The 12863-nt window shown below is 73.5% G+C and carries 13 protein-coding genes; all 13 read left to right on the top strand.

The genetic code is table 11. The annotated features are described in order from the left end of the window. A partial coding sequence (locus IE321_RS16455) for an ATP-binding protein (protein ID WP_190223442.1) occupies positions 1-2269 on the top strand: 2269 nt, incomplete at its 5' end. 80 nt (positions 2270-2349) lie between these two features. Next, positions 2350-2667, top strand: coding sequence for a hydroxyisourate hydrolase (locus tag IE321_RS16450; protein WP_190223441.1), 318 nt, complete (start codon positions 2350-2352; stop codon positions 2665-2667). Between the two features lie 434 nt (positions 2668-3101). Next, entirely contained in the window at positions 3102-3464 is a 363-nt protein-coding gene (gene uraH, locus IE321_RS16445; RefSeq protein WP_051841804.1) for a hydroxyisourate hydrolase, read from the top strand. Between the two features lie 80 nt (positions 3465-3544). Next, complete coding sequence (locus IE321_RS42835) at positions 3545-4546, top strand: transcriptional regulator (RefSeq protein WP_268257412.1); 1002 nt, start codon at positions 3545-3547, stop codon at positions 4544-4546. Between the two features lie 255 nt (positions 4547-4801). After that, the gene (locus IE321_RS16435; protein WP_226652433.1) at positions 4802-5596 is read left to right on the top strand and encodes a 2-keto-4-pentenoate hydratase; all 795 of its coding nucleotides are present in this window, start codon (positions 4802-4804) and stop codon (positions 5594-5596) included. Positions 5597-5648: 52 nt separating this feature from the next. Beyond that, positions 5649-6542 carry an acetaldehyde dehydrogenase (acetylating) gene (locus IE321_RS16430; protein ID WP_190223440.1) on the top strand — a complete coding sequence of 298 codons (894 nt, stop codon included), beginning with the start codon at positions 5649-5651 and terminating at the stop codon, positions 6540-6542. Continuing rightward, positions 6539-7576: a 4-hydroxy-2-oxovalerate aldolase gene (gene dmpG, locus IE321_RS16425; RefSeq protein WP_190223439.1), complete on the top strand. Its 1038-nt coding sequence runs from the start codon at positions 6539-6541 to the stop codon at positions 7574-7576. Before IE321_RS16430 ends, dmpG begins: the two co-directional genes overlap by 4 nt. 54 nt (positions 7577-7630) lie before the next feature. Beyond that, positions 7631-7861, top strand: coding sequence for an acyl carrier protein (locus IE321_RS16420; RefSeq protein ID WP_043222075.1), 231 nt, complete (start codon positions 7631-7633; stop codon positions 7859-7861). A gap of 67 nt (positions 7862-7928) precedes the next feature. Continuing rightward, entirely contained in the window at positions 7929-9032 is a 1104-nt protein-coding gene (hisC, locus tag IE321_RS16415; protein ID WP_190223438.1) for a histidinol-phosphate transaminase, read from the top strand. After that, complete coding sequence (locus tag IE321_RS16410; protein WP_063765983.1) at positions 9029-10009, top strand: LnmK family bifunctional acyltransferase/decarboxylase; 981 nt, start codon at positions 9029-9031, stop codon at positions 10007-10009. The genes hisC and IE321_RS16410 overlap by 4 nt, the downstream gene beginning before the upstream one ends. Then, complete coding sequence (gene cysC, locus IE321_RS16405; RefSeq protein WP_190223437.1) at positions 9991-10569, top strand: adenylyl-sulfate kinase; 579 nt, start codon at positions 9991-9993, stop codon at positions 10567-10569. The genes IE321_RS16410 and cysC overlap by 19 nt, the downstream gene beginning before the upstream one ends. Further along, positions 10566-11501, top strand: a complete 936-nt coding sequence (cysD, locus tag IE321_RS16400; protein ID WP_190223436.1) for a sulfate adenylyltransferase subunit CysD — start codon at positions 10566-10568, stop codon at positions 11499-11501. Before cysC ends, cysD begins: the two co-directional genes overlap by 4 nt. 2 nt (positions 11502-11503) lie before the next feature. Further along, positions 11504-12832, top strand: a complete 1329-nt coding sequence (locus tag IE321_RS16395) for a sulfate adenylyltransferase subunit 1 (RefSeq protein WP_190223435.1) — start codon at positions 11504-11506, stop codon at positions 12830-12832. Positions 12833-12863: the final 31 nt, after the last annotated feature.

Below are 12863 nucleotides of genomic sequence, written 5' to 3'. Positions count from 1 at the left end.
GCCCGCGCCCGGGCCGGCGGCCGCGCCGGAGGGACCGGCGCCGGCCGCCGCCTTCGACGAGCCGCCCGCGGTGCCCCGCCTGCTGCCCGGCGCCATCGCCGACTTCACCGGCCGCGACGAGCTGCTGGCCCGGCTCAGAGCCGGCCTGGAGGAGGCCGCGGAGACGCCGTACGCCCTGCGGATCGTGGCGATCACCGGCAAGGGGGGCGTGGGCAAGACGACGCTCGCGGTGCACCTCGGGCATTCATTGGCGAATCGTTTCCCCGATGGCCAGATGTTCGCCAAACTGCGCGGGCCCTCGGCCCAGCCGATCCTGCCGACCCGCATCCTGGAACGCTTCCTGCGCAGCCTGGGCATCCCGGGACCGGCCGTGCCGTCGAGCATCGAGGAGCGGGCGGAACTCTTCCGCAACCTCGTCGCCGACCGGCGGATGCTCATCGTCCTCGACGACGCCATCGACGAGGAGCAGGTGCGCTGGCTGTTACCCGGCTCGTCCAACTGCCCGGTCCTCATCACCAGCCGGTCCCGGCTGGCCGGCCTGGAGGGCACCAGCTCCGTGCGGATCGACGTCTTCTCCACCGAGCAGGCGCTGCAACTGCTCAGCAGGATCCTGGGCGACGACCGGATCCACAGCGAGATGTCCAGCGCCCTGCTGCTGATCAAGCAGTGCGGCAACCTCGCGCTCGCCCTGCGGATCGTGGCCGCCCGGCTGGCCGCCCGGCCGCACTGGCCGCTCAGCAAGATGGTGGCCCGGCTCGGCGACGAGACGCAGCGGCTCGACGAGCTGACCCACGGCGGGGTCGGCGTCCGGGCCGGCCTGGCCATGGCCTACCAGGGGCTGCCCCCCGACGCGCAGCGGCTCTTCCGGCGGCTGTCCATGCTGGAGGCCGCGGAGTTCGCAGGCTGGGTCGCGGCGCCGCTGCTCGACGTCGCCGCGACGGAGGCCGAGGACACCCTGGAGTTCCTGGTGGACGCCCAGCTCGTCGACGTCGAGGTGGTCAAGGGCAGCCGCCCCCGCTACCGCCTGCACGACCTCGTGCGGGTCTACTCCCAGGAGTGCCTGGCCGAGCACGAGAGCACCGTCGAGCGGGCCGCCGTCCTCGGACGGGTGCTCAGCACCTGGCTGTTCCTGGTGGAGGAGGCGCACCGGCGGGCGTACGGCGGGGACCACACGCTGATCCACGGACAGGCGCCCCGCCTCCCGCTCGAACAGCCGGTGATCGACCGCGAACTCGCCGACCCCATCCAGTGGTTCGAGGACGAGCGGGCCAGCCTGATCACGGCCGTCCGGCAGGCAGCCGGCGCGGGCCTCGACGAACTGTGCTGGGACCTGGCGCTCACCCTCGTCACCCTCTTCGAGATGTACGGCTACTTCGACGACTGGCGCACCACGCACGAGATCGCGCTCGCGGTCACCCAGCACAACGACAACCGGCGCGGCCGGGCCGCGATGCTGTACTCGCTCGGCACCCTGCACATGTTCCAGTACGAACTGGACGAGGCGCACGGCCGGCTCGGGCTCGCCGGCGAACTGTTCCGGCGAGTCGGCGACCTCCACGGCGAGGGCCTCGCCCTGCGCAACCTCGCCTTCGTCGACCGCATCCAGGGCCGCCTCGACGAGGCCATGACCGGCTACGAGAAGGCGCTCGCCATGCTCCGCGAGGTGAACGACTCCACTGCGGAGGCGCACGTCCTGAGCAACATGGCGCAGATCCACCTGGACCGCGGCCTGATCGCGGAGGGCAAGCGCACCATGGCGGACGGCCTCGCGGCCGTCGAGCGCTCGGGCAACCGGCGGGTGCGCGCGCAGATCCTGTGCCGGCTCGGCGAGGCCAACCTCCAGATCGGCGAGGTGACCGAGGCCGAGTACGCCTTCACCCGGGCGCTGGAGACCGTCCGCTCCGTCGGCGACCCGGTGGGGGAGTGCTACGTGCTCCGCGGACTCGCGATCGTGCGGTGGCGCCAGGGGAGCCACGACGCCGCCTACGAGATGCTGGAACAGGCCATGGCGATCGCCACCCGCGCCCACGAGTACCTCGCCATCGGCCGGATCCGGCTCTCGCTCGGCGAGGTCGCGGCGGACCGGGGCCGCCACGCGTGCGCCCGGGAGCACTTCGCCGCCGCCCTGGAGATCTTCGAGCGGATGCGGGCCACCCGGTGGCGGGAACAGACGCTCCGCCTGATGGACGAGGTCGGTGCGGCCCCCGGCTCCGGCGAAGCGGCCGACGACGACGCCGCGGCCGCCTACGCTCGGGCGAGCTCGGGCTGAGGCCCGCGGACGGGACGCATCCGGTGTCCCGTCCCACCCAAGGACGCAATCGATGAGGCCGGTGTCACGTGAAACTGGGAGTGTGTGTCTCTGATGGAACCAACGGGCGGCCCGTCGACGGGCTGCCGGTCCGCATCGAAAGGCCGCGCCTGGACGCGTGGCAGACCGTCTGGCAGGGGCTGACCGGCAGCGACGGGCGGCTGGACCGCCCGCCCCGGCCGGAGGACGACCCAGGACCCTTCCGGCTGGTCCTGGAGACCGACCGGTATTTCACCACGCTCGGGATGCGGCCGTTCTACAGTCACATCGTGGTGGTCTTCACCGAGTGGGAGGCGGACCGGGAGATCCCGATCGTCATCGCCCCCCACGGATACGCGGTGTGCGCCGTCGGCTCCTAGCCGCGGCGCACGGGCGAGCACGACGACAGGCGACCCCACCCCGGGCCGATCCCCACGGGTGGCGCGGTCGCGCGAAGGCGATCCCTTCCCCGCTTCCCCACACCGCCCCACCAGGGCGGTTCTCCCTCGACTCCCGGCGCTTAGCGAGTACTTAGCGTTCCGGTAGGAGGACGAAAAGGGACCTCGTTAGAACTGGAGTCGTCCACCCGACCTCCGGGTCACGGGAATCCACAAGGGAGATCACCATGTTCGCTCTGCTCTGCACCCTGGCCGGTTTCGGTGGCGTCTTCACCACGGACGACACCATCTGGGGCTGACCTCCGCCGGCGAGCGAGAGTGCCCTCACGTACGGACGACGCAGGAAGTGACGCGGTGTTGATCGCAGGGGAAGAACGGACGGCGACCCGACCGGGCGGCCGGGGAGGCGACGGCGGATGAGCATCTCGGTCCGGGTCATCGACTCCACCAACGGCTGCCCGGTCGCGGACCTGGCCGTCACGCTGCACGCCCGGGAGCCGGGCGCCTGGCCCGTCGTGGCCCGGGAACGCACCGACGGCGCCGGCGTGATCGGCGCCCTGTCCGGCGGGGAACTGCCGCGCGGCGCCTACCGCCTGGTCTTCGAGACCGGCGCGTACTTCGCCGAACGGGCGCTCGACAGCCTGTACCCGGAGGTCATCGTGTCGCTCCGCTACCAGGGCGAGCCGCACCACCTGCACGTGCCGCTGCTGCTCAGCCCGTTCTCGTACACCACCTACCGGGGGCCCGCCCCCAGACCGGCGGCAGCCGAGCAGGCGTGAAGCGCCCGGCGGACCCGCTTCCGGCCCACGCGGAAGGGATGGAACAGTTGTCGGACGCATCGCAGTCCACCGTTCACACCGTGCCCGTCGCATCCCTGCTGCCGGCGGACTCGCCACGGCTCTCGGGACTCAGCGAGAACCACGCGCGGGCCCTCGCGGGCAGCGGCACCGCGCTCGACCCGATCCTCGTGCACCGCGACACCGGCCGGGTCGTCGACGGCATGCACCGGCTCCGGGCCACGGTCCTGCGCGGGGAACCCCGCATCGCCGTCCGCTACGTCGACGGCCCGGTGGCCGACCTGTTCATCCGGTCGGTGCGGGCCAACATCGGCCACGGACTCCCGCTCACCCTGGAGGACCGCAAGGCCGCGGTCCTGCGCATCCTCGCCACCCACCCCCACTGGTCGGACCGGGCCATCGCCGCCGTCACCGGGGTGTCGCCGAAGACGGTAGGGGTCGTACGGGGGAGGCGTTCGACTGAGGAATCTCCTCAGTCGAACCCCGCCCTCGCCCGCGTGGGCCGGGACGGCCGGGCGCGCCCCGTCGACATGCCGGAGCGCCGCGAGCGGGCCCGCTCCCTGCTGGCGGCGCGGCCCCGGGACCGGCTGCGCGAGCTGGCCCAGGAGGCCACCGTCTCCGTCAGCACCGCCCACCGCCTGCGGCAGGAGCTGCGCTCCTGCGCGCCGGTGCCCGACCCGGACGAGCCCGGCCCGGCCGTCCGGGAGGACCCCCTCCGACGCGCCCCGCTCGTCGTCGCCCCACCGCCCCGCCCCGTCGCGGTGACCCGTCCGGCCCCCGTGGACGCCGAGCGCGGGACCGTACGCCTCCGGGCGCGGGCCATGGACGTCCTGGCCAACGACCCCTCGATCCGCTTCACGGACAGCGGCCGCGCCCTGCTGCGCTGGCTCAACGGCCAGGCCCACGGCCTGGCGGCGGGCGAGCAGCTGCTGGCCGCCGTCCCGCCGCACTGCGCCGGCGCCCTCACCGAGGTGGTGAGCCACTACGCCAGGGAGTGGGAGCGGCTGGCCGCCGGGCTCCAGCGCACCGACCCGGTGAACGGCCCCTGGCGGGCGGCCCGGTGACCGGCCCCCGTCGGCGCGCCGGCGGGGCGGCCGTTCCCTGGGACAGCGGGCGAACACTTCTGCGGCGCTCGCATCGTGGCTACGGTGAGACGCGCAACGAGGGGGCGGACACCGGGACTTCGCGGCCGTGCTCCCCTCGCCCGGATCCGCTCCGCCGGTCCGGAGGACACCGCCGCGCCGGACGCGGGACGGTCCGCGAAGAGATCACCGACGGGCCCCACAAGGGCAGGCGCGATGTGTTCTGACAGGAGCAGCGTGAACATCTCGGTGGACGACGCCAGAATCAAGGCCAAGGCACTGTACGAGGCGCGGGCGACGGGCCGTCCCGTCCCTCCCCTCACCGACGAGAACCCGGCGCTGGACATGCGGGACGGATACGCCGTCCAGCGCGAACTCGTCGCCCTGCTGACCGGGGCCGGCGACCGCGTCGTCGGCTACAAGGCGGGACTCACCTCCGCGCCGATGCAGGAACTGTTCGGCGTCGACACCCCCGACTACGGGCCGGTGCTCGCCTCGACCGTGTACGACGACGGAGCCACCACGCCCGGCGACGCGTTCATCGCGCCGAAGGTCGAGGCGGAGATCGTCTTCCGGCTCGGCAGCCCCCTCAAGGGACCCGGCGTCACCGTGGCCGAGGCGCGGCGGGCGGTCGCCGAGGTGATGGCGGGCCTGGAGATCGTCGACTCCCGGATCGAGGACTGGCGGATCCGGCTCGCGGACACCATCGCCGACCTCGCGTCGAACGGCGCGGTGGTGCTCGGCCCGCCGGTCGTCCTGCCCGAGGACTGCGACGTCCGCCTCATCGGCATGGCCTTCTCCCGCAACGGCGAGCTCGTCGCGACCGGAGCCGGCGCCGCCGCCCTGGGCGACCCGGCCGCCGTGGTCGCCTGGCTGGCCAACGTCCTCGGCGAGCACGGGGTGACCCTCGAAGCGGGACAGCTGATCATGACGGGCGCCCTCCACGCCGCGGTCGCGATGCGACCCGGCGACCGCTTCGTGGCCGAGTTCGACCGGCTGGGCACCGTCACTCTTCACGTGGGCGACGCGTAGGCCACCGGCGCGTCCCAAGGCGAATCTGTAGAGAGGGAAGGGCGATGCAGCCATGAAGCGAAACGGGCGCCTGCCCGTGGCCGTCCTCGGCGCCGGCCTCATCGGCGTCGATCTGGCGGAGAAGATCATGCGTTCGGAGGTCCTCGACTGCGTGATGGTCGTGGGACGCGACGAGAACACGCCGGGCCTGCGGCAGGCGGCCGACCTGGGCCTTCCCGTCGGGACGCGCGGTGTCGCGTCCCTGCTGGACGCGCCGGGGCCGATCGCCATGGTGTTCGACGCGACCAACGCCATGGCCCACGCCGAGCACGCGGAACGCCTCCGCGGGGCGGGCGTGAAACTGGTGGACCTGACGCCCAGCAAGGTCGGCCGGATGGCCGTCCCGAGCGTCAACGGCACCGAGGTCCTGCACTGCGACGACATCAACATGATCAGCTGCGGCGGCCAGGCGTCGATACCGATCCTGCACGCGCTCACCCAGGCCCACCGGGTCGAGTACGTCGAGGTCGTCACGACCGCCGCCAGCCCCAGCGTCGGACGCTCCACCCGGCTCAACCTCGACGAGTACGTCGAGACCACCCAGGACGCCGTCCGCGACTTCACCGGCGTCAAGGACGTCAAGGCGATCCTCAACATCAGCCCGGCCCGGCCCCCGGCCACCTTCCGGGTCGCCATGTCGGTGCTCGGCGAGGGCTTCGGCACCGCCTCGGTCACCGCGGCCGTCTCGGCCGCCGCCGACCGGGTGCGCTCCTTCGTCCCGGGCTACCGGATCACCGCCTGCGTGGTGGAGGAGAGCAAGGTCTTCGTCGCCGCCGAGGTCACCTCCACCGGCGGACGCATCCCCCGCTACGCCGGCAACCTCGACATCATCAACTCCGCCGCGGTCCACATCGCCGAGCAGTGCGCGGCGGTCGCCCCGGCGCGCACCGGTACGGAGACGTCATGAGCGCAGCCACCACGCCCGACGGCCCCGGGAAGCGGGTGCTCCTCTACGACGCGTCCCTCCGCGACGGCCACCACGCCGTCCGCCACCAGCTGGACGGCGGACAGCTGCGGGCCTACGCGAGCGCCGCGGACGCCGCCGGCGTCCCCATGGTCGAGGTCGGCCACGGCAACGGCCTGGGAGCCTCCTCCCTCCAGGTCGGGCAGGCCCGGCTCGGCGACGACGAGATGCTGTCGATCGTCCGCGAGGCCCTGCGCGACAGCAGGATGGCCGTGTTCATGCTGCCCGGCTGGGGCACCACCGCCGACCTGGAGCGGGCCATCGCCCACCAGGTGGACGTGGTCCGGATCGGCACCCACTGCACCGAGGGGGACCTCGCCGAACGGCACCTGGGCTTCCTCCGCGAGCAGGGCGTCGAGGCCCAGGCCGTGCTCCTGATGAGCCACATGGCCACCCCCGAACGGCTGGCCCGGGAATGCGCCCGCCTCGTCGAGTTCGGCGCGAACGCGGTCGGCATCATGGACTCCTCCGGCCACTACCTCCCGGCCGACGTCACGGAACGCGTCGCCGCCATGCGGGAGGCCGTCGACGTCCCGGTGATGTTCCACGCCCACAACAACCTCGGCATGGCGGTCGCCAACTCGGTCGCCGCCGTGGAGGCGGGCGCGGACATCCTGGACGCCTGCGCCCGCGGCTTCGGCGCCGGTGCCGGCAACACCCAGCTGGAGGTCCTGGTGCCGGTGCTGGAACGGATGGGCTTCGCCACCGGGATCGACCTGTACGGACTCCTGGACGCCGCCGACCTCGCCGAGCGCGAGCTCATGCCCGCCCCGCCCACCATCGACTCGGTGAGCGTCGTCAGCGGCCTGGCCGGCGTGTTCTCCGGGTTCAAGAACCGGGTCCTGGACATCGCGCGGCGCGAGGACGTCGACCCGCGCGACGTCTTCTTCGAACTGGGCAGGCGACAGGCCGTGGCCGGCCAGGAGGACCTGATCGTCGAGGTCGCCCTCGGTCTGAAGGCGGCACGAGGTGCGTGAGGGCCGCGGACCCGCGGTTCCCCGTCGGGTGAGGACAGCGAGGGAAGAGCAGCCGTGTACGACGTACTGAAGGACATCCTGGTCGCCGACCTGCAGGTGCGCGAGGAGGACGTGGTCCCCACCGCCACCCGCGAGGAGGTCGGGCTCGACTCCCTGGCGGTGCTGGAACTCGCCACCGCGCTGAACGAACGGCTCGGCATCGAGGTCCACGACTACGAACTGCTGGACGCCGGAACCCTCGCCGACGTGGCCCGACTGATGGCCGAACGGCGCCCCGGAGGCTGAGCCCACCGTCGACCCCGGCGCCGCCCGCACGACCGGCGCGGCGGCGCCCCCTCCATCGGGAGTCCCCATGGCCCACCCACCCCTGCGCGCGGTCCTGGAGACCGTCGCCTCCTACAAGCCGTCCGACGGCGTCCACGGCACGGCCGAGCGCCCCCGCCCGCTGTCGGCGAACGAGTCGCCGCACGACCCCCTCCCCGGCATCGTCGAGGCGATCGCGGAGACCGCCGCCACCGTGAACCGCTACCCGGACCCCGGCTGCGCGGAGCTGACCCGGGCCCTCGCCCGCGCCCTCGGCACCACGGAGGACCGGATCGCCGTCGGCGCCGGCTCCGTGGCCCTCCTGCAGACGCTGTTCCAGGCGGTCGCCGACCCCGGCGCCGAAGCCGTCTACGCCTGGCCGTCGTTCGAGGTCTACCCCACCCTCGCCACCCTGGCGGGCGTGGAGTCCGTCCAGGTGCCGCTCGACGGCGAGACCCACGACCTGGCGGCCATGGCCGACCGGATCACCGACCGGACCCGGCTCGTCGTCGTGTGCAACCCCAACAACCCGACCGGCACGGTCGTCGGCCCCGAGGAGCTCCGGAAGTTCCTCGGAGCCGTCCCGCCGACCTGCCTGGTGGCGGTGGACGAGGCGTACCACGAGTACGTCCGCGGACCGTCGGCCGAGAGCGCGCTGCCGCTCTGCGCCGACCACCCGAACCTCGTCGTGCTGCGCACCTTCTCGAAGGCGTACGGACTGGCCGGACTGCGCACCGGATACCTGGTGGGGGACCCCCGCGTCGTCGAGGGACTCCGCAAGGCGTCCGTGCCCTACGCGGTCAGCAGCGTCGCGCAGCGGGCCGCCGTCGCCGCCCTCGGCCTGGAGGAGCGGCTGCTGCGCCGGGTCGACACCACGGTCACGGAACGCGCCCGGGTCCGCGACGCCCTGCGGGACGGCGGCTGGGAGGTCCCGGACAGCCAGGCCAACTTCCTCTGGCTGCGCCTCGACGAGGACGCCGCCGCCTTCGGCACCTGGTGCGCCGGGCAGGGGATCGCCGTACGGGCCTTCCCGGGCGTGGGCGTCCGCGTGTCGATCGGCTCCGCCGAGGACGACGACCGCTTCCTCGCCGCGGCGGACGCCTGGCGCTCCCGGGAACGGACGCCCCGGACCGGACGGGAGGCACGCGCGTGACCACCGTGCACCCCGCGCCCGGCGCCCCCGCCACGGCCGCCGACGGGCTCTCCCGCCACGTGGTCGTCGCCCCCGGCATGTGCAGCGGCGGCTCCCTGGTCTTCGGCCGGATCGGGGACTGGACCTGGGAGGCGGTGAGCGAGTCGTGCCGGATGAACGTCCACGCGGCCCGCACCGCCGACGGGGACCCCGCCTACCTCTCCTTCTACTACTTCCACGTGCGCGGCGGCGACGTCGTCCACCCGCACGGCCTCACCTTCGGCGACGAACTCCGGGTCGACTCCCGCACCTTCCAGTTCGGCAGCCAGTCGGTCATCACCCTGCACCGGCTCGCCCCCGCCGGACTGGACCTGCCGGACGGACCGCTGGACCCGGCGGAGGTGTACGCGCACCCGCACCCGGACTGCCTCTACGCCGAGAACTTCAACCGCTGGATCGCCCGCACCACCGCCGGCAGCAACCAGGGCCTCGCCCAGGTGACCCCGCCCGGCTTCACCTACCAGGACCTCCCGGTGCTGCCCAACGCCCACTCCCCGCGCTCCCTCGTGGGCCGCGCCCGGGCCACCGGCAGCTTCCACCCGGACGGGCCCCCCGGCTTCCACGAGGCCGGCCGGACCCAGACCTACCCCTACGCGCTGGACGTCGTCCGCGACCTCAACGGCGCCGGACTCATGTACTTCGCCTCGTACTTCGCCGTCTTCGACACCATGCTGCTGCGCCTGTGGCGCTCGCTGGGCCGGACCGACGGCCAGTTCCTGCGGCGCAAGGTGCTCGACCAGAAGATCGGCTACTTCGGCAACGCCGACCCCGGCGCCGTCTTCACGGTCACCGTCCGCCGCTGGACCCGCACCGGGGCACCGGGGACCGAGGTCGCCGACATGGCCCTGCGCGACGCCGCCACCGGGCAGCTCATCGCCGTCACCGCGATCGAGACCTCCCTCGACCCCGGACGGGACCCATGGCCGACGACCACGTGACCGACCGCGCCCCGGGCGCCCCCCGAACCCCCGGCGCCACGGTGTGGCTGACCGGCCTGCCCAGCGCGGGCAAGTCCACCATCGCGCGCGGGGCGGCGGCCGCGCTCCGCTCCGCCGGGCGCCCGGTGCACGTCCTCGACGGCGACGAACTGCGCGCCCACCTCACGGCCGACCTCGGCTTCTCCCGCCGGGACCGGGACACCAACGTCGGCCGCGTCGGCTACGTCGCGCACCTGCTCGCCTCCCACGGCGTGACCGTGCTCGTCCCCGTCATCGCGCCCTACGCCGACGCCCGCCGGGCCGTCCGCGAGCGGCACGCCGCCGCCGGCGTCCCCTACGTCGAGGTGCACGTGGCGACGCCGGTCGAGGTGTGCGCCACCCGGGACGTGAAGGGCCTGTACGCCCGGCAGGCACGCGGAGAGCTCTCCGGACTGACCGGCGTGGACGATCCGTACGAGCCGCCGGCCGCACCCGACCTGCGGCTCCCGGCGCACGAGCAGAGCAGGGCGGAGTCGGCGCGCGCGCTGGTCGCGCTGCTGCGGGAGAAGGGGCTGGCATGACGACGGCGACGCGAAGGTCCGCGCGGACCGACGACCCGTACACACCGACCCACGCGGACGTGCTGGAGTCGGAGGCGGTGCACATCCTCCGCGAGGTGGCGGGGGAGTTCGAACGGCCGGTGATCCTCTTCTCCGGCGGCAAGGACTCCATCGTCATGCTCCACCTCGCGCTCAAGGCGTTCGCCCCCGCCCCCGTGCCCTTCGCGCTGCTCCACGTGGACACCGGACACAACTTCCCCGAGGTCCTGGAGTACCGCGACCGCGCCGTCGCCGCCCACGGGCTGCGCCTCCACGTGGCGTCCGTGCAGGACTACATCGACCGCGGCGTCCTCAAGGAGCGCCCGGACGGCACCCGCAACCCGCTCCAGACGCTGCCGCTCACCGAGACCATCCAGTCGGAACGGTTCGACGCGGTCCTCGGCGGCGGCCGGCGCGACGAGGAGAAGGCCCGCGCCAAGGAGCGGGTGTTCAGCCTCCGCGACCGCTTCTCGCAGTGGGACCCGCGCCGTCAGCGCCCCGAGCTGTGGCAGCTGTACAACGGCCGGCACGCCCCCGGCGAGCACGTCCGGGTCTTCCCGCTCTCCGACTGGACCGAGCTGGACGTGTGGCAGTACATCGCCCGCGAGGGCATCGAGCTGCCGGAGATCTACTTCGCCCACGAGCGCGAGGTGTTCCGGCGCTCCGGGATGTGGCTGCCCGTGGGCGCGTGGGGCGACCCGAAGGACGGCGAGACCGTCGAGCGGCGGCGCGTGCGCTACCGCACGGTCGGCGACATGTCCTGCACCGGCGCCGTCGACTCCGACGCGGTGACCCTGGACCAGGTGATCGCGGAGATCACCGCCTCCCGGCTGACCGAGCGGGGCGCCACCCGCGCCGACGACAAGCTCTCCGAGGCCTCCATGGAGGACCGCAAGCGCGAGGGGTACTTCTGAGCATGACCAGGACCACGGAACTCCCGGCCACCACCCTCCTGCGGTTCGCCACCGCGGGCTCCGTCGACGACGGCAAGTCCACCCTCGTCGGCCGTCTCCTGCACGACTCCAAGTCGGTCCTCGCCGACCAGCTGGAGGCCGTCGAGCGCGCCTCGGCCGTCCGCGGCCGCTCCGGGCCCGACCTCGCCCTGCTCACCGACGGCCTGCGCGCCGAACGCGAACAGGGCATCACGATCGACGTCGCCTACCGGTACTTCGCCACCCCCAAGCGGCGGTTCATCCTCGCCGACACCCCCGGGCACGTGCAGTACACCCGCAACATGGTCACCGGCGCCTCCACGGCCCAGCTGACGGTGATCCTGGTCGACGCCCGCAACGGCGTCGTCGAGCAGACCCGCCGGCACGCCGCCATCGCCGCCCTGCTCCGCGTCCCGCACGTCGTCCTCGCGGTCAACAAGATGGACCTGGTCGGCTACCGCGAGGCGGTGTTCGCCACGATCGTCGCCGAGTTCACGGCGCACGCGGCCGACCTGGGCATCCCCGAGGTCACCGCCATCCCCATCTCGGCCCTGGCCGGGGACAACGTGGTGGAGCCGTCCGCCCGCATGGACTGGTACAGCGGCCCGACGGTCCTGGAGCACGTGGAGTCGGTGCCGGTCGGCCCCGATCCGGCCGACGCCCGGGCCCGGCTCCCCGTCCAGTACGTCATCCGCCCGCAGAGCGCCGAACACCCCGACTACCGCGGCTACGCCGGCCGGATCGCCGCCGGCGTGCTCCAGGTCGGCGAGCCGGTCACGGTCCTGCCGTCCGGCCGCACGACGAGGATCGCCGGCATCGACCTGCTCGGCAGGCCGGTCGACTCCGCGCGCACCGGCCAGTCGGTGACCGTCCTCCTGGAGGACGACCTCGACGTCGCGCGCGGCGACCTGATCGTGCCGACGGCGGAAGCCCCGGAGACCACCCCGACCATCGACGCGACCGTCTGCCACGTCGCCGACCGGGCGCTCGCCGCCGGGGACCGCGTGCTGCTCAAGCACGGCACCCGCACCGTCAAGGCCATCGTCGAGGCCATCCCCGCCCGGCTCACCCTCGACGACCTGTCCCTGCGCCCGCACTCCGGCCGGCTCGACGCCAACGACATCGGCCGCGTCAGGATCCGCACCGCCGAACCGCTGCCCGTCGACGCCTACGCCGACTCGCGCCGCACCGGCTCGTTCATCCTGATCGACCCCGTCGACGGCACCACCCTGACCGCGGGCATGGTCGGCGCGTCCTTCGCCGCCCCCGAACCGGCAGGGGACACCGACGCCGACGCCGGCTGGGACTTCTGAGCCCCGGGGGGCCGGAGGACCCCCTCCGGCC

Origin of the sequence: Streptomyces hydrogenans, assembly GCF_014656075.1 — a bacterium.
GTDB lineage: Bacteria > Actinomycetota > Actinomycetes > Streptomycetales > Streptomycetaceae > Streptomyces > Streptomyces hydrogenans.
Note: the sequence above shows the minus strand (reverse complement) of the source record. Positions and strands in the feature narration are given on the sequence as shown.